This window comes from Pseudomonas sp. HS6 (genome assembly GCF_023375815.1).
Lineage (GTDB): Bacteria > Pseudomonadota > Gammaproteobacteria > Pseudomonadales > Pseudomonadaceae > Aquipseudomonas.
The window spans coordinates 3,844,036-3,861,366 of the sequence record NZ_CP067412.1; the positions used below are offsets into that span (position 1 = coordinate 3,844,036).

The window sequence follows — 17,331 nt, forward strand, 5'->3', positions numbered from 1 at the left end:
CCCATGCAACCGCAAACCCTCACCGGGCAAGCGACGTTAGTCACGCCCAGCCGCAAGCGGTTTTTCATCATGGTGTTGCTGTTCATCACCGTGGTCATCAACTACCTCGATCGCAGCAACCTGTCGATTGCCGCCCCGGCGCTCACCACCGAGTTGGGCATCGACCCGGTGCATGTCGGGCTGATCTTCTCGGCGTTCGGCTGGACCTACGCTGCCATGCAGATCCCCGGCGGATGGCTGGTGGATCGGGTGCCGCCGCGCGTCCTTTATAGCGTCGCGCTGCTGTTGTGGTCGCTGGCCACCGTGATGCTCGGTTTCGCCGCCAGTTTCATTGCACTGTTCGTGCTGCGCATGGCGGTCGGTGCGCTGGAAGCGCCGGCGTATCCGATCAACAGCCGCGTGGTAACGACCTGGTTTCCCGAGCGCGAACGTGCCACGGCCATCGGTTTCTACACCTCCGGGCAGTTTGTCGGGCTGGCGTTCCTGACTCCGGTGCTGGCGTGGCTGCAGCATGAATTTGGCTGGCACATGGTGTTTGTCGTGACCGGCGCGGTGGGCATTGTGTGGGCGGCGATCTGGTACGCGGTGTATCGCGAGCCGCGTGATTTCAAAGGCGCCAACGAAGGCGAAATCGACCTGATCCGTGAGGGCGGCGGGTTGGTGGACATCGCCGCCGAAACCGCCAAGGTGAAGGCGAAATTCAGTTGGGCTGATCTGGGCATCGTCCTCAGCAAACGCAAACTGTGGGGGATTTACCTCGGTCAGTTCTGCCTGAACTCGACGCTGTGGTTTTTCCTGACGTGGTTCCCGACCTATCTGGTGAAATATCGCGGCATGGACTTCATCAAGTCCGGTCTGCTGGCGTCGCTGCCATTTCTCGCCGCGTTCATCGGCGTGCTGTGTTCCGGGTTCTTTTCCGACTTCCTGATTCGCCGCGGCTGCACCGTCGGGTTTGCGCGCAAGTTGCCGATCATTGGCGGGTTGCTGATTTCCACCTCGATCATCGGCGCCAACTTTGTTGAATCGACGCCGTTGGTGATTGCCTTCCTGGCGCTGGCGTTTTTCGGCAATGGGCTGGCGTCGATCACCTGGTCGCTGGTCTCGACACTGGCGCCGGCGCGGTTGCTGGGCTTGACCGGTGGGGTGTTCAACTTCATCGGCAACCTGTCGGCGATTGCCACGCCGATTGTCATCGGCTTCCTGGCCAGCGGCGATTCGTTCGCTCCGGCGATCACCTACATCGCGGTTCTGGCATTGATTGGTGCTTTGTCCTACGTGCTGCTGGTGGGCAAGGTCGAGCGCATCGAGTTGTAGTCGTCCCTGTCGGGCGACCATAATGCCGCCCGTTCCCTCGCTCAACGCTAAAGGCTGGATATGCAGGAAGACGCCCCAAAAACCGCCAAGGACGCCGCGCCGACCGGCACCCAGACCCTGCTTCGCGGGTTGGGTGTGGTGCAAGCCGTCGCCAGTGGCGCCCGCGATCTCAAAGAGATTGCCCGCCTGATCGGCACCACGCGCAGCACCACTCATCGTCTGGCCAGTTGCCTGGTGGACGAGCGCTACCTGCGCGTCGTGCCGCAAGTCGGTTATCTGCTGGGGCCGAAGCTGATCGAACTGGGCTTTCAGGCGCGTGAAGAATTGCCGCTGGTGACCCTGGCCGGGCCTTATCTGGACGAGTTGTCGGCGCTGACCGGTGACACCGTTCACCTGGGGATTCGTGAAGGCGACGAAGTGCTGTACCTGTTGAAGAACCCGGGGCGCAACGGCCCGGAAATGCGCTCACGGGTCGGCCATCGCATGCCGCTGGCGCGCACAGGGATCGGCAAGGCATTGATGCTGGATGACGCGCCGCAGGACTGGCAGCGTCTGTATGACATCAGCCTGCCGGCGGGTGGGAAAAGTCAGTTCTGGCCGCAGCATCCCCAGCAGTCGTGGGAGCAGCTTGAGCAGCGGATGACCGAGTACGTGGCCGGCGGCTACGCGTTTGATCTGGAAGACAACGAACCGTCGATCCGCTGCGTGGCGGCGCCGATCCGCGACGCGAGCAAGCGCATTGTCGCGGCGATCAGCATCGCCAGCACCGTGCCGTACATGCCGCTGGAAAAAATGGCCGAGCTGATTCCCCTGATCAAAGGGGTCACGGCCCGGCTCTCGGCAGAACTCGGCCTTAAGGTTTAAAGCTTCAGGGTCGCCATGTCGATCACGAAGCGGTACTTCACATCACCGGCGATCATCCGAGCGTAGGCTTCGTTGATCTGGCGGATGTCGAGCATTTCGATGTCGCAGCTGATGTTGTGCTCGGCGCAGAAATCCAGCACTTCCTGGGTTTCGGCAACGCCGCCGATCAACGAACCTGCGAGCACGCGACGACCCAGCACCAGTTTGGCGGCGTGGACCGGCGGATCGATCGGTTCGATCAGGCCCACCAGAATGTGCACGCCGTCGAAGCGCAGGGTATCGAGGTACGGGTTGAGGTCGTGCTGCACCGGAATGGTGTCGAGCAGGAAGTCAAAGCGACCGGCCGCCGCTTTCATCTGCTCTTCGTCGGTGGAGACGATCACATGATCGGCGCCCTGACGACGACCTTCCTCAGCCTTGCTTGCCGAGCGGGTGAACAGCGTCACTTCGGCGCCCATGGCCTTGGCGAACTTGATGCCCATGTGACCGAGGCCGCCCATGCCGAGAATCCCGACCTTGTCGCCGGCCTTCACGCCGTAGTGCTTGAGCGGCGAGTAAGTGGTGATACCGGCGCAGAGAATCGGCGCGGCGGCTGCCAGATCCAGTTTCTCGGGGATGCGCACCACGAAGTGCTCGCTGACCACGATGCTGTCCGAATAACCGCCCATGGTGTTGCTGCCGTCGACCCGGTCGGGTGTGGCATAGGTCATGGTCGGGCCTTCGAGGCAGTATTGCTCGAGGTTCGACTGACAGGCTTCGCAGGTGCGGCAAGAGTCGACCATGCAGCCGACACCGACTAGATCGCCTACTTTGTGTTTGGTGACATTCGCACCGATGGCGGTGACTTTTCCGACGATCTCGTGGCCGGGCATCAGCGGGTAAACGGCGATGCCCCATTCGTTGCGCGCTTGGTGGATGTCGGAGTGGCAGACGCCGCAGTACAGGATGTCGATGGCGACGTCGTCGGCCCGAGGGCTGCGGCGTTCGAATTTCATCGGGGCGAGGGGCGTGGTGGCCGTTTGAGCGGCATAGCCGATGGCGGTGTACATGTGAAACCTCGCAAAAGCAGTGACAAGTGAGGCGGCGCATTCTGGGCGCCGTCCGGTCGTCCGGCCATGGCGATTCCTCCGGGTGTCATGCCTAATCCTCCGGCATGCGGGGTTGATCGGTCGCATTGGCAAAAGGATCTGCGATGATGCTTTTGTCCCTTTTTCCGTGATTTTTTCTGAAGAGCCACCCGATGCAATTGACCCGTCACCTTGATGCCAACGCCACCCTGGTTTCGCTGATCGAACCGCTGGCGCTGCGCGATGGTTACAGCCAGACCGGGCTGCCGGGCGTGCAGGTGTTGCGCGCCAGTTGTGACGTCGCCCGTGGCCCGCACATTTATGAACCGAGCCTGATGATCATCGCCCAGGGCAGCAAACTGGCGTATCTGGGGCCGCGCACCATGGAGTACGGCGCCGGGCATTACCTGATCCAGGCGTTGCCGGTGCCGTTCGAGTGCGAAACTTATGCGTTACCGGATGCGCCGTTGCTCGGCGTGTCAGTGGCGATCGACCGGGTGCTGCTGGGTGAGTTGGTGCTGGCCATGGGGCTGGCGCCGGGGCGGCATATTCCGGCGCAGACGCCGGAATCGATGACCTCGGTGGTGCTCGACGATGACATGCGAGGTTGCGTCGAACGCTTGCTGTGCTGTCTGCACGATCCGCTGGAGTGCCAGATTCTCGGGCCTGCGCGGGTGCGGGAGTTGTTGTTCGTCGCGTTGCGCGGTCCCCAGGCTGATGTGCTGAGGGCGCTGGTGGAGCAGCAGGGGCAGTTCGCGCGCGTGGCGGCTTCGATCAGCCATTTGCACTCGCACTACACCGAACCGTTGAACGTCGAGACGTTGGCCGGTTGCGCGAACATGAGCGTTTCGACCTTTCACGAACACTTCAAACGCAGCACGTTGCTGTCGCCGGTGCAGTATTTGAAACGATTGCGTTTGTTGAAGGCGCAGACGTTGTTGATCGCCGAAGGGTTGGGTGTTGCGCAGGTGGCGCATCGGGTGGGGTATCAGAGCACGTCGCAGTTCAGTCGCGAGTACAAGCGTTACTTCGAGCGCAGCCCGGGGGATGAGCGCGCGGCTTGATTCTCGGCAAATCGCGGGCAACAAAAAGGCCCCCATATAGGGAGCCTTGATGTTCAGCGGTTCGACTTATATGTTCCGTTTACATATTTGGATAGGTTGGGCCGCCGGCGCCTTCCGGCGTCACCCAGGTGATGTTCTGCGAAGGATCCTTGATGTCACAGGTCTTGCAGTGCACGCAGTTCTGGGCGTTGATCTGGAAGCGCTTCTCGCCGTCTTCCTTGGTGATCACTTCATACACGCCGGCCGGGCAGTAACGCTGCGCCGGTTCGTCGTACATCGGCAGGTTGCGGCTCAACGGGATGGTCGGGTCGGTCAGTTTCAGGTGGCACGGCTGTTCTTCTTCATGGTTGGTACCGGAGATGAACACCGAGCTCAGCTTGTCGAAGCTGATCTTGCCGTCGGGTTTCGGGTAGTCGATCTTCTTGCAGTCGGCCGCGAGCTTGAGGCAGGCGTAGTCCGGCTTGGTGTCGTGCAGGGTGAACGGCAGTTTGCCGCCGAAGATGTTCTGGTCCAGCCAGTTGAAACCGCCGCCGACGATGGCGCCGAACTTGTGGATCGCCGGGCCGAAGTTGCGGCTGGCGAACAGTTCTTCGTAGAGCCAGCTTTTCTTGAAGGCGTCGACGTAGGTGGTCAGCTCTTCGGTGCCATCCTTGTCAGCGAACAGTGCGTCGGCCACGGATTCAGCGGCGAGCATGCCGGACTTCATCGCGGTGTGGCTGCCCTTGATCTTGGCGAAGTTCAGGGTGCCGAGGTCGCAGCCAATCAGCGCGCCGCCCTTGAAGACCATTTTCGGCAGCGAGTTCAGGCCGCCCTTGCAGATTGCGCGAGCGCCGTAGCTGATGCGCTTGCCACCTTCCAGATACTGCTTCAGTACCGGGTGATGCTTGAGGCGCTGGAATTCGTCGAACGGAGAGAGATAGGTGTTGCTGTAGGAAAGGTCGACGATCAGACCGACCACAACCTGGTTGTTTTCCAGGTGATAGAGGAAGGAGCCGCCGGTGTTCTCGGTGCCCATGATGTCCAGCGGCCAGCCAGCGGTGTGCACCACCAGACCTGGCTGGTGTTTGGCCGGGTCGATTTCCCAGATTTCCTTCAGACCGATGCCGTAGTGCTGGGCGTCGGCATCGCTGTCCAGGTTGTAGCGCTGGATCAGTTGCTTGCCGATGTGGCCCCGGCAACCTTCGGCGAACAGCGTGTATTTGCCACGCAGTTCCATGCCCGGGGTGTACAGGCCTTCTTTCGGATGGCCTTCGCGGTCGACACCGAGGTCGCCGGTGATGATCCCGCGCACCACGCCGTTTTCATCGATCAGCGCTTCCTGAGCGGCGAAGCCCGGGTAGATTTCCACGCCAAGGTTTTCAGCCTGCTGAGCGAGCCAGCGGCACAGGTTGCCGAGGGAGATAATGTAGTTGCCTTCGTTGTGCATGGTCTTGGGCACAAAGAAGTCAGGAATTTTCTGCGCGCTTTCGGCGTTTTTCAGCACGAAAATGTCATCGCGGGTGACAGGAGTGTTCAGCGGGGCGCCGAGTTCTTTCCAGTCAGGGAACAGTTCGTTCAGGGCCCGTGGTTCGAATACGGCACCGGAAAGGATGTGTGCGCCGACTTCGGAGCCTTTTTCGACCACGCAGACGCTGATTTCCTTACCGGCTTCGGCGGCCTTCTGCTTCAGACGGCAGGCAGCGGACAGGCCAGCGGGGCCGGCACCGACGATGACCACGTCGAATTCCATGTATTCGCGTTCCACAGGCTATCTCCTACTCAAGGCTCAACAGTTTTTTTTCTAATTTGGAGGTTCGGTGTCGTATCCGTTATTGCCTTTACGTTAACGTCAAGGCTAATAATGGGCAAACCACCTTTCTCTCTAGGCGGCGCATTATATCTACACCACTCTTAGCGTCCAATACAAACGTTTGTTTGAATCGGCTCCAGCCCAGAGAAATCAAAGAAGCGCGGCTGATGACAGGGCATTTTGGCGTATTGACCAGAATGGGCGTTCCGGTCAAGATACGGGCGGTTTTGCGCTCGCCGTAGGCTGAATGGTGGTTTCAAGAGCACCTCTAAAGACAGGGCGTAGGCGGTACCCGGTGATGCGCAGCGCAGTTTCGGCGCGCAGTTTACACACCGCGAAGCGGCATGACTTGTTGGTCACGACTGACGAACGGTCATCGCACTCAGCCGGCGTTTTTAGAGGTGCCCTTGTGCCCGATGAGCATCAACCGCCAGGTTCGCCTAGGCGACTTTCTTTTCACCGGAGAGTAACGAGGAATCCATGAAGGTTCTTGTAGCTGTCAAACGCGTTGTGGATTACAACGTCAAGGTTCGCGTCAAGGCGGACAATTCCGGCGTAGACCTCGCCAACGTCAAGATGTCGATGAACCCATTCTGCGAAATCGCAGTGGAAGAAGCCGTACGCCTGAAAGAGAAAGGTGTTGCGACTGAAATCGTCGTCGTCTCCATCGGCCCGTCCACCGCTCAGGAACAGCTGCGTACCGCACTGGCTCTGGGTGCCGACCGCGCCATCCTCGTCGAATCCGCTGAAGACCTGACTTCCCTGGCCGTGGCCAAGCTGCTCAAGGCCGTGGTCGACAAGGAACAGCCTCAGCTGGTGATCCTGGGCAAACAGGCCATCGACAGCGACAACAACCAGACCGGCCAGATGCTCGCTGCACTGAGCGGCTACGGTCAGGGCACTTTCGCTTCGAAAGTCGAAGTCTCCGGCGACAGCGTTGCCGTGACTCGCGAAATCGACGGCGGCGCGCAGACCGTTTCCCTGAAACTGCCAGCGATCGTCACCACCGACCTGCGTTTGAACGAGCCGCGCTACGCGTCCCTGCCAAACATCATGAAAGCCAAGAAGAAGCCTCTCGAAGTGCTGACTCCGGACGCTTTGGGCGTTTCCACCGCCTCCACCAACAAGACCCTGAAAGTCGAAGCGCCGGCTGCACGCAGCGCTGGCATCAAGGTCAAGTCGGTGGCTGAACTGGTCGAGAAACTGAAAAACGAAGCGAAGGTAATCTAATCATGACTATCTTGGTAATCGCCGAACACGACAACAAGGTGCTGGCCCCGGCCACCCTGAACACCGTTGCTGCCGCAGCCAAAATCGGTGGCGACATCCACGTTCTGGTTGCAGGCCAGGGCGCTGGCGCCGTGGCTGAAGCCGCTGCAAAAATCGCTGGTGTGAGCAAAGTCCTGAACGCTGACAATGCTGCCTACGCGCATCAGCTGCCGGAAAACGTTGCTCCGCTGGTCGCCGAGCTGGGCGCTGGCTACAGCCACATCCTGGCTGCCGCTACTTCCAATGGCAAAAACATCCTGCCGCGCGTTGCCGCCCAGCTGGACGTTGACCAGATCTCCGAGATCATCTCGGTAGAAAGCGCTGACACTTTCAAGCGTCCGATCTACGCCGGTAACGCCATCGCTACCGTGCAATCGACCGCTGCGATCAAAGTGATCACCGTGCGTGCCACCGGTTTCGACCCGGTTGCTGCAGAAGGTGGTTCGGCTGCCGTTGAATCGGTTGCCGCTGCTCACAACGCCGGCACTTCCAGCTTCGTCAGCGAAGAATTGGCCAAGTCTGATCGTCCTGAGCTGACCGCTGCCAAGATCGTCGTTTCCGGCGGCCGCGGCATGCAGAACGGTGACAACTTCAAACACCTGTACGCCCTGGCCGACAAGCTGGGCGCTGCCGTTGGCGCCTCGCGTGCCGCGGTCGACGCAGGTTTCGTACCGAACGACATGCAGGTCGGTCAGACCGGCAAGATCGTTGCGCCTCAGCTGTACATCGCCGTCGGTATCTCCGGCGCGATCCAGCACCTGGCCGGCATGAAAGACTCCAAAGTGATCGTCGCGATCAACAAGGACGAAGAAGCGCCGATCTTCCAGGTGGCCGATTACGGCCTGGTGGCGGATCTGTTCGAAGCCGTACCTGAGCTGGAGAAGCTGGTCTAATCCGGCGGCTTCACTTATAAAGAGCCCGGCCTGTTGGTCGGGCTTTTTTTTGTCTCGGATTTGAGTGGGAGCGTTTCGCCATGGATCTGCATCGCCGGTTGGGCTTCTCGTTATTGCTGTGTTCCAGCCTGTTGCCGGGGTTGTCCATGGCGGCGGGTAAATGCGAGCGACTGGTCGTCACCGGCAGCCCGGATGCACCGCCGTATCTCTGGCAGGATCCGCAGAATCCCAAACAGTTGATCGGCGCCAGTGCCGACCTGTTGCAGCAAGTGGCGAAGGATCTGGGCATCAAGGTCGAATTGCTTTATGCCGGTAAACGCTCACAGGCCCTCGACGAAGTGCGCAGCGGGCGCATGGACATGCTGGCCGACGCGCCGCTGGCCTTCAACGAGCTGGAAAACCTTGACTACATCTATCCGCCGCTGCTGGAAAACGACTATCTGGTGTGGACCCGCAAGGGCTCGACCCTGGTCTACAGCGAAGCGAAGGATCTCCAGGGTCATCAAGGGGCGTTGTCAGAAAAGTCTCGAATGACCCAGGCATTCGGCACTTTCGCCGAGAAGCAATTGACCCTGACCCGTACGGCAAACCTCACTCAGGCCCTGCAGAAACTTCTGCTGGGTGAAGTGGAATATGTACTTGCCGGCCGCTACTCGGGGATGGCGGCCGCGCAGGCCCTGGGCATGGCCAATGATCTGCTGGCCTTCGAGCAACCGATTGACCGTCCCGGTCTGTTCCTGGCGCTTTCCCACAACTCGGCCTGTAACGATCCGTGGTTGCGCGGACAGCTGGCCAAAAAGATGACAGAATTGCCCGCGTCCGGCCTGACGGAAGCCGCGCTGCAACGCAACATCGAGCGCTGGAAGGCGCAGCAGCAACAGCCGCCGCAACCACCTGTCAGCGCCCCAAAACAGTAGGGATTCTTAGTGAGTAATCGAGTTCTTTTCACGGCTCTGGCCGTTCTGGCTCTGGCCGGTTGCGCCAGTGATCCGGCACCCAATGAACAAATGCGCTTGACCGAACAGGCGCTGGAGCAGGCCAAGGCCGTCGGCGCCACTGCCGACGAAGTGCCGGAAATGAAATTGGCAGAAGACAAGTTCAACCGGGCCAAGGGCAGCATGGCCGGCGAATCCTTCAAGAACGCGCGGATGCGCGCGGAACAGGCCGAGCTGGATGCACGCCTGGCTGAAGCCAAGGTGCTGACCCAGAAGAGCGAAGAGCAACTGAACGTGCTCAATACCCGCATCGTCCGTCTGCGCAAGCAACTGGGAGATGCCCAATGAGCCTGACTTCAAAAGCCTTCGGCACTCTGATCCTCGTGGGTTGCGCCAGCCTTTATGGCTGCGCCGGCCAACACAGCGAAACCGCCTTGCAGGAGGCCAGTGCTGACTTCCAGAAGGTCAAGGAAGATTCCAATGTGCTGCGTATCGCGCCGAAAGACGTGATCCGTGCCGGTGAATCCCTGGCCCGCGCCGATCGTCTCTCCACTTATTGGGGGAGTGGCTCGGACGTGGCGCATTACTCCTATCTGAGCCAGCGTTACAGCCAGATCGCCCGCGAGCACACCAACCTGGTGCTCAACGAAGAGCGCGCGGCGAAGCTGGAGCTTGAGCGCCAACGCCTGCAACTGGCGCTGCGCGAATCCAAACTGTTGAGCGTGCAGCAGCAGGGCAAATGGCTGGAAGAACAGATTGTCGCACTGGCCACCACCCAGACCGATCGCGGTCTGGTGATGACCCTCGGTGATGTGCTGTTCGACACCGGCGAAGCGGAGCTGAAAAACTCGGCGAATCGCGTGGTCCTGAAGATCGTGCAGTTCCTGCAACTCAACCCGAAACGCGTGGTGCGTATCGAGGGATATACCGACAGCACCGGCGGCAAGCAGGAAAACCTCAAGCTGTCCCGCGACCGCGCACAGTCGGTTGCCGATGTGCTGACGGACCTGGGCATCGACGAAAAACGTATTCAGGTCGAAGGCTACGGCGACGAATACCCGGTGGACGCCAACGCTTCCGAGCGTGGACGCGCGCAGAACCGCCGTGTGGAAATCGTGTTCTCCGACGAAAAAGGCCAGCTCGGCGCCGCCCGCTGAGGGTGGCGTTACTGGAAAGCCCGGCCTGTCATGCAGCGCCGGGCTTTTTTACGTCTGTCGATTACCTCACAAAGCAGTACAGATTTATCCGACACTGCACTGTATGGTTGACTAATATGGCAACTGTCCCAGTACACTTCAGAACTGTTCCGGTATTGTTCACACAAAAATAAAACGCCCGTGATATCGAGTGCTGCGTCATGACCAATCTCTTGCTCTACCAACGTATTGCTCAACAACTGGCCGAAGACATCCGCCGCGGCGTCTATCAGCCGGGCGAGCGCGTGCCCTCGGTGCGTAAGATGAGTTCGCAGCTCAACGTCAGCCATGCCACGGTGTTGCAGGCTTACGCCAACCTCGAGGATCAGGGGCTGATCCGTGCTCGGCCGCAGTCCGGTTACTACGTGCACCAGACTCCGGCCCTGACCGCACCGACCCCGGACATTGCCCGGGTCGAACGACCTGGCCTGGTCACCCGCGCCAGCATCATTCAGCAAGTGTTGGTCGAGTCGCGCCGCGAAGGCGTGTTTCCGCTGGGCGCCGCCGTGCCGAGCGTCGACTATTTACCGGTGCGCGCACTGCATCAGCAATTGGCCAAGGTCACCCGATTCCATAGCCCGCGAGCCTTCAGCTACATGTTCAGCCCCGGTTTCGAACCGTTGCGCCGACAAGTGGCGATCCGCATGCGCGACGCCGGTGTGGTGGTCGATCCTTCGGAAGTGGTGATCACTCACGGTTGTGTCGATGCGCTGCAAATGTCGTTACGGGTGCTGACGCGTCCGGGCGATCTGATCGCCGCCGAATCACCGACTTATTACGGATTGCTGCAACTGGCTGACCTGCTCGGCCTGAAAGTCATCGAAATCCCCAGCGACCCGGCCACCGGCATGAGCCTGGAAGCCCTGCAACTGGCGGCCAATCAATGGTCGATCAAAGCGCTGGTGCTGACGACCCGGCTGAGTAACCCGCTGGGTGGCACCATGCCCGAAGAGCGGCAAAAACAATTGCTGCGCCTGGCCTCGGACTTCGATATCCAGATCGTCGAAGACGACATTTATGGCGAATTGATGTTTGAGCAAGGGCGCACCAAGGCGCTCAAGGCTTACGACCGACTGGATCGGGTTATCTACTGTTCGAGCTTCTCCAAGACCCTGTCGCCGGGTGTGCGCGTGGGCTGGATGATTGCCGGCAAGTATCAGCAGGAAATCCAGCGTCTGCAGACGTTCACCACGCATTCAGCTTGCAGCGTCACGCAAATGGCGATCGCCGCTTATCTGGAAAATGGCGGTTATGACCGGCATTTACGGTACATCCGCCAGGAATACCGAAAAAACCTCAGCGCATTCCAGCTGGCGGTGCAGCAGTACTTCCCTGAAGGCACGCAAATGACTCGACCCACGGGCGGTTTCATCCTGTGGGTGAGCCTGCCGGGGCGGGTCAACACGCAGGAGTTGCATGTCCGCGCATTACAGCAGGGCATCAGCATCGCACCGGGGCTGATCTTCAGTAATACCGAGCAGTTCAATCACTGTATCCGGCTGAATTGCGGGACTCCGTGGAATCGTGAAGCGGAACGGGCGTTGATGACCCTCGGTCTGCTGGCGACTCAACTGTGTCAGGAAACGGCCGGCGGTTTCTGAACGGTCAGCGCGGCGCGCTTGTCATGTGGCGTTCAACAGGCGAGCATATGGCCCTCTGCCGTTAGCGTTGTGGGTTCCATGAAAGCGATTTTTCCTGCTGCCTGGGTTTTGCTTTGTCTATTGATGATCGGTCACGCGCCAGCTGTCATGGCCACTGCCGTTTCGGAAAAACCGACAGCAGCGTCTACGGCGAAAAAACCGGTTGCCGGCAAGAAAGCCGTTCCTGCGAAAGACAAGCAGCAGAAGAAAGCCGCCCCTGCAAAGAAACGCGCACCGATTGCTTCCAAGTCGAAGCCTGCCAGTGAAGTGGTGAAAACCCAACTGCCGACTCCCAAACTCGACTTGAGCCTGCCCAAGGACATGGTTCAGCAGTTGAAGCCGGTGGGTACGGTGCCATTGCCTAAGCGCGAAGCGGTCCTGCCGCAGATGTTTGGCGAGAAGAACAGCGGATTTCAACTTAACGGCCGTCTGCTGAGCAACGAAATGCAATTGCAACTACGCAACGAAGAGCGTCGTGATGTGGAAGGCGCGGCGCTGGATTTCGAATTCAAGCAGTAAATTCATTCGATCCGTGACCCGCAGACCAGACGCTTTGTCGGAGACTGGTCAGTCACTTTCGTTTCTGCGTAAAAACCCCGGTTCAGGGAATTTAAAACAGCCGTTTTAGCGGTTACCCTGTTCCGCGTCCCTTTAACACATTGCCCGTCCCGAGGAACTCGTCGTCATGAACTGCCGTGAAGGTTGTGGCGCCTGTTGCATTGCCCCTTCCATCAGCTCGCCGATTCCGGGCATGCCCGATGGCAAACCTGCCGGCGAACGTTGCGTTCAGCTCTCGGTCGAAAACCTGTGCAGCATTTTCGGCCAACCGGAACGTCCAGCGGTCTGTTCAGGGTTCAAGGCCGATGTCGAAGTCTGCGGAAGCAGCCAGGAAGACGCGATCAGACTGCTCGGCTGGTGGGAGCAGATGACGGCGGCGTGATGTGTCAAACGTACGGAACTTCAACAATAAGGAATAAGACTATGGGTTCGCTGCATCGTATCGTTGTGTTGTGTGGTTTGACTGCCGTGCTGGCCACTTCGGCTGCCCAGGCCGAAGACTGGAAAGTGGCCAAGAATGAAGACGGCATCAAGGTCTCCCTTAGCGAAGTGCCAGGTTCGGACTACAAGTCTTATCAGGGCGTGACTCTGATGAAGACCACCGTCGCCAAATTGCGCGCATTGCAGGAAGACGTCTCCGGTGCCTGTGCCTGGATTCACGAGTGCAAGACCCAGAAACTGCTCAAGCACGAAGGCGACCAGAGCTGGACCTACACTCAGTTCAACACGCCATGGCCGGTGACCCCGCGCGATTCGATCCTGCATGTCACCACCGTTGAAGGCGCCGATGGCAGCCTGACCCGCAACCTGGAAGGTCTGCCGAAATACCTGCCGGAAGAAAAAGGCTTTGTGCGGGTCGCTCAGGTCAAAGGCTTCTGGAAGTTCGTGCCAAAAGGCGATCAGGTCGAAGTGACCTATCAGGTCCACACCGAGCCAGGTGGCAGCGTGCCGTCGATGATCGCCAACAAGTTCGTGGTCGACGCACCGTTCAACACCCTGAAAGCCTTGAAAGAACGCGCCGAGAAGTAAACATCGCGTTTTTTGGCAAGCGCCCCGAAGAACTCGGGGCGTTTTGTTTTGTAGGTTTATTGTGTTTCCGGATATGCGTTGAACGAAATTTTCACAAAGTCTTCAAGACAATTCGCCCGCGCTGTTTGCAGCTGTCCGGGTATACCGTGCCTTTAATGAAAGAGTCCGGCAGCGGGGCAGTAATCAATGGCAATGCCGCCAGTGATCGTGCAACATTTGCGCACCGCGCAAGCCCCGGGGCCTGGAATGGCCAACAGAGGGCAGGGCGCAGCTGTATTTTTGCAACTTCAACTTCCAATGGGTCCTAAAACGACATGGCAAACCCGGACGCCCTGAATCAGCAGCGATCTTCCAGTCGCCTGCTGCAACCGACCGTCAAATCGCATCTGGCCTACACGCTGCTGTGCGCGCTGGTCATGATGGTGATGTTTTCCGTGCTGCGCCTCGCGCTGCTGGTCTACAACCGCGAGATGATCCTCGACACCCCGGCTTCGACGTTCCTCGAAGCCTTCGCCAACGGCCTGCGTTTCGACCTGCGCCTGGTAGTTTATATCTGTGTTCCATTGGTGCTGGCGCTGTTCAGTGCCCGTGCCATGGCCGCGCGCGGCTTCTTCCGTCTGTGGCTGACCATCGCTTCGAGCATCGCGCTGTTCCTCGGCCTGATGGAGATGGACTTCTACCGTGAGTTTCACCAGCGCCTCAACGGCCTGGTGTTCCAGTACGTGAAGGAAGACCCGAAAACCGTGATGAGCATGCTCTGGTACGGTTTCCCGGTAGTGCGCTACCTGCTGGCGTGGGCCGTGGGCACGCTGATCCTGACCCTGGCGTTCAAGGGCGCCGACCGTCTGACCCGTCCGCGCGGCCCGTTCAGCGGCGGCAACGTCGGCACCCGTCAGGTGGCGCCGTGGTATGCGCGTCTGGCGGTGTTCGTGGTCTGCCTGTTGATCTGTGTGGTTGCCGTGCGTGGCACCCTGCGTCAAGGCCCGCCACTGCGCTGGGGTGACGTGTACACCACCGAATCGAACTTCGCCAACCAGCTCGGCCTCAATGGCACCCTGTCGCTGATCGCGGCAGCCAAGGACCGCATGGGCGAAGACCGCAACAACATCTGGAAAGCCACGCTGCCGCAGGATCAGGCGCAGAAAGTCGTGCGTGAGATGCTGGTCATGCCGGACGACAAACTGGTCGATGCCGACATTGCCGCCGTGCGTCGTGACTACACGCCGCCGGCCGACAAGACCCTGCCGATCAAGAACGTTGTCGTGATCCTCATGGAAAGCATGGCCGGTCACTCGGTGGGCGCTCTGGGCGCGCCGGGCAACATCACGCCATACCTCGACAAACTGTCGAAGGAAGGCCTGCTGTTCGACCGCTTCTTCTCCAACGGCACCCACACTCACCAGGGTATGTTCGCCACCATGGCCTGCTTCCCGAACCTGCCGGGTTTCGAATACCTGATGCAGACCCCGGAAGGCAGCCACAAACTGTCCGGCCTGCCGCAGCTGCTCAGCGCGCGCAAGTATGACGACGTCTACGTCTACAACGGCGACTTCGCCTGGGACAACCAGTCCGGTTTCTTCAGCAACCAGGGCATGACCAACTTCGTTGGCCGCAACGACTTCGTCAACCCGGTGTTCTCCGATCCGACCTGGGGCGTGTCCGACCAGGACATGTTCGACCGTGGTCTGGTAGAGCTCAAGGCGCGGGAAAACGGCAAGCCGTTCTACGCGCTGTTGCAAACCCTGTCCAACCACACGCCATACGCCTTGCCGACGCCATTGCCGGTCGAGCGCGTGACGGATCGTGGCACGCTCAACGAGCATTTGACCGCCATGCGTTACGCGGACTGGGCACTGGGCCAGTTCTTCGAGAAGGCCCGCAAGGAGCCTTACTTCAAGGAAACCCTGTTCGTCATCGTCGGCGACCACGGTTTCGGCAACGAGCGTCAGATCACCGAAATGGACCTGGGCCGCTTCAACGTGCCGATGCTGATGATCGCACCGGGCATCCAGGAAAAATTTGGTACTCGTGACCACACCGTGGGTACGCAGATCGACATCGTGCCGACCATCATGGGTCGTCTGGGTGGCGAAGTGCGTCATCAGTGCTGGGGCCGTGACCTGCTCAACCTGCCGGCAGGCGACACCGGTTTCGGTGTGATCAAGCCGTCGGGCAGCGAGCAGACCACCGCCATCGTGACCGCTGACCAGATCCTGGTGCTGCCGAAAGAGAAGGAAATGGCGCCGAAGATCTACCAGTACCAACTGGGTGCGAATCCTTCGGCTGAAATCATTCCGGACGCACCGCGTACCGCCGAGCTGAAACTCAAACTCGAAGCGTTCCTGCAAACGGCCACCAAGAGCCTGATCGACAACACCGCCGGTGTGATTAACGGCAAGCCGGACTGATTATTCGGCGCAATAAAAAGAGGCCCTTTTCAGGGCCTCTTTTTTTGTCAGTCAAAAAGTCATATGCGGCCGAGTAACAGCAGCACCAACAGTACAACCAGCACCACACCGATAATGCCCGAAGGACCGTAACCCCAACTTCTGGAGTGTGGGAAGACCGGCAGACCACCGATCAGCAACAGGATCAGGATAATGATAAGAATTGTGCCCATGTCGATTTCCTTGTTGATAGTGTCTGAGAAGTCTTGGTGTTCAAGGGCGACTGGAAGTTGAACTAAATCCAGACGGCTTACAAATTCCGACTGGTGTACGTGAAAGAAAATTCAATGTTTTTTTAACGTATTTGGTTCACGGTCTTATTTCGTTTGATGCCACGGTTTGCTCCTGCCATTCAGCAATCTGATGGAGCGTGGGTCGCTCCGGATCCTTCGCTACACTCCGCGCATCTTCCCCGGAACAACAAGGCTGTTTGCTATGCAAAATCGCATGATGATCACTGGCGCGGGCTCCGGCCTGGGTCGCGAAATCGCGCTGCGCTGGGCGCGTGAAGGCTGGCAACTGGCTTTGTCGGACGTCAGCGAGCCTGGCTTGCAAGAGACCCTGAAACTGGTTCGCGAGGCCGGCGGCGATGGCTTCATCCAGCGCTGCGACGTACGTGATTACAGCCAGCTCACCGCGTTCGCCCAAGCCTGTGAAGTGAAACTCGGCGGCATCGACATCATCGTCAACAACGCGGGCGTGGCCTCGGGTGGTTTCTTCAGTGAGCTGTCGCTGGAAGACTGGGACTGGCAGATCGCGATCAACCTGATGGGCGTGGTCAAGGGCTGCAAGGCGTTCCTGCCACTGCTGGAACAGAGCAAGGGCAAGATCATCAACATCGCCTCGATGGCGGCATTGATGCAAGGCCCGGCGATGAGCAACTACAACGTGGCCAAGGCCGGCGTGGTGGCGTTGTCCGAAAGCCTGCTGATCGAACTGGCCCAACAGGAAGTCGGTGTCCATGTGGTTTGCCCGTCGTTCTTCCAGACCAATCTGCTGGACTCGTTCCGTGGCCCGACGCCGGCCATGAAAGCTCAGGTCGGCAAGTTGCTGGAAAGTTCGCCGATCACCGCCGCCGATATTGCCGATTATATCTACCAGCAGGTGGCGGCCGGCGAGTTCATGATCCTGCCCCATGAACAAGGACGCATGGCCTGGGCGATCAAGCAGAAAAACCCGCAGCTGCTGTACAACGAAATGACTGCGATGGCCGAAAAGATGCGCGCCAAGGCCAAGCAGAACAACGGCTGAACTTGCACCGCTAAA

At 59.5% G+C, this 17,331-nt stretch carries 17 protein-coding genes; 14 read left to right on the forward strand and 3 right to left on the reverse strand.

Going from position 1 to position 17,331, the window contains the following annotated elements:
• Positions 1-3: 3 nt before the first annotated feature.
• Positions 4-1,314: an MFS transporter gene (locus JJN09_RS17345; RefSeq protein ID WP_249482809.1), complete on the forward strand. Its 1,311-nt coding sequence runs from the start codon at positions 4-6 to the stop codon at positions 1,312-1,314.
• Between the two features lie 60 nt (positions 1,315-1,374).
• Positions 1,375-2,178 (forward strand): IclR family transcriptional regulator, encoded by an 804-nt coding sequence (locus JJN09_RS17350; RefSeq protein ID WP_007950852.1) that lies wholly within the window; start codon positions 1,375-1,377, stop codon positions 2,176-2,178.
• On the opposite strand, the gene JJN09_RS17355 is transcribed toward JJN09_RS17350, so the two are convergent.
• Positions 2,175-3,227 (reverse strand): NAD(P)-dependent alcohol dehydrogenase, encoded by a 1,053-nt coding sequence (locus JJN09_RS17355; protein WP_249482810.1) that lies wholly within the window; start codon positions 3,225-3,227, stop codon positions 2,175-2,177. The two genes, JJN09_RS17350 and JJN09_RS17355, sit on opposite strands and share 4 nt — an antisense overlap.
• A gap of 191 nt (positions 3,228-3,418) precedes the next feature.
• Here JJN09_RS17355 and JJN09_RS17360 point away from each other — a divergent pair, with 191 nt between their 5' ends.
• Positions 3,419-4,309: an AraC family transcriptional regulator gene (locus JJN09_RS17360; RefSeq protein ID WP_249482811.1), complete on the forward strand. Its 891-nt coding sequence runs from the start codon at positions 3,419-3,421 to the stop codon at positions 4,307-4,309.
• A gap of 79 nt (positions 4,310-4,388) precedes the next feature.
• On the opposite strand, the gene JJN09_RS17365 is transcribed toward JJN09_RS17360, so the two are convergent.
• Entirely contained in the window at positions 4,389-6,053 is a 1,665-nt protein-coding gene (locus tag JJN09_RS17365; protein WP_249482812.1) for an electron transfer flavoprotein-ubiquinone oxidoreductase, read from the reverse strand.
• Between the two features lie 525 nt (positions 6,054-6,578).
• On the opposite strand from JJN09_RS17365, the gene JJN09_RS17370 reads away from it, so the two are divergent.
• The 10 genes from JJN09_RS17370 to JJN09_RS17415 all read left to right on the forward strand — a co-directional run bounded on the left by JJN09_RS17370 (position 6,579) and on the right by JJN09_RS17415 (position 16,026).
• Complete coding sequence (locus JJN09_RS17370; protein ID WP_003226982.1) at positions 6,579-7,328, forward strand: electron transfer flavoprotein subunit beta/FixA family protein; 750 nt, start codon at positions 6,579-6,581, stop codon at positions 7,326-7,328.
• Positions 7,329-7,330: 2 nt separating this feature from the next.
• Positions 7,331-8,260, forward strand: coding sequence for an electron transfer flavoprotein subunit alpha/FixB family protein (locus tag JJN09_RS17375; protein WP_007950863.1), 930 nt, complete (start codon positions 7,331-7,333; stop codon positions 8,258-8,260).
• An 80-nt stretch (positions 8,261-8,340) separates the two neighbouring features.
• Complete coding sequence (locus JJN09_RS17380) at positions 8,341-9,177, forward strand: ABC transporter substrate-binding protein (RefSeq protein ID WP_249482813.1); 837 nt, start codon at positions 8,341-8,343, stop codon at positions 9,175-9,177.
• Between the two features lie 9 nt (positions 9,178-9,186).
• Positions 9,187-9,543 (forward strand): DUF4398 domain-containing protein, encoded by a 357-nt coding sequence (locus JJN09_RS17385; protein ID WP_096820990.1) that lies wholly within the window; start codon positions 9,187-9,189, stop codon positions 9,541-9,543.
• On the forward strand, positions 9,540-10,352 hold the full coding sequence (locus tag JJN09_RS17390) for an OmpA family protein (protein WP_249482814.1): 813 nt from the start codon (positions 9,540-9,542) through the stop codon (positions 10,350-10,352). Before JJN09_RS17385 ends, JJN09_RS17390 begins: the two co-directional genes overlap by 4 nt.
• A 200-nt stretch (positions 10,353-10,552) precedes the next feature.
• Positions 10,553-11,992, forward strand: a complete 1,440-nt coding sequence (locus JJN09_RS17395) for a PLP-dependent aminotransferase family protein (RefSeq protein ID WP_003226969.1) — start codon at positions 10,553-10,555, stop codon at positions 11,990-11,992.
• 78 nt (positions 11,993-12,070) lie between these two features.
• Positions 12,071-12,550, forward strand: a complete 480-nt coding sequence (locus tag JJN09_RS17400; RefSeq protein ID WP_249482815.1) for a translation initiation factor 2 — start codon at positions 12,071-12,073, stop codon at positions 12,548-12,550.
• Positions 12,551-12,716: 166 nt separating this feature from the next.
• A complete protein-coding gene (locus tag JJN09_RS17405; RefSeq protein ID WP_102620504.1) occupies positions 12,717-12,971 on the forward strand; it encodes a YkgJ family cysteine cluster protein in 255 nt (84 codons plus the stop codon).
• Positions 12,972-13,012: 41 nt separating this feature from the next.
• A complete protein-coding gene (locus tag JJN09_RS17410; protein ID WP_249482816.1) occupies positions 13,013-13,618 on the forward strand; it encodes an START domain-containing protein in 606 nt (201 codons plus the stop codon).
• Positions 13,619-13,932: 314 nt separating this feature from the next.
• Positions 13,933-16,026, forward strand: a complete 2,094-nt coding sequence (locus JJN09_RS17415; RefSeq protein WP_249482817.1) for an LTA synthase family protein — start codon at positions 13,933-13,935, stop codon at positions 16,024-16,026.
• A 59-nt stretch (positions 16,027-16,085) separates the two neighbouring features.
• Here the strand turns inward: JJN09_RS17415 and JJN09_RS17420 are convergent, their stop codons facing one another.
• Complete coding sequence (locus tag JJN09_RS17420; RefSeq protein WP_169432680.1) at positions 16,086-16,244, reverse strand: DUF3309 family protein; 159 nt, start codon at positions 16,242-16,244, stop codon at positions 16,086-16,088.
• A 256-nt stretch (positions 16,245-16,500) separates the two neighbouring features.
• Between JJN09_RS17420 and JJN09_RS17425 the strand changes: the two genes are divergently transcribed.
• Positions 16,501-17,316 carry an SDR family oxidoreductase gene (locus JJN09_RS17425; RefSeq protein WP_249482818.1) on the forward strand — a complete coding sequence of 272 codons (816 nt, stop codon included), beginning with the start codon at positions 16,501-16,503 and terminating at the stop codon, positions 17,314-17,316.
• Positions 17,317-17,331 lie beyond the last annotated feature (15 nt).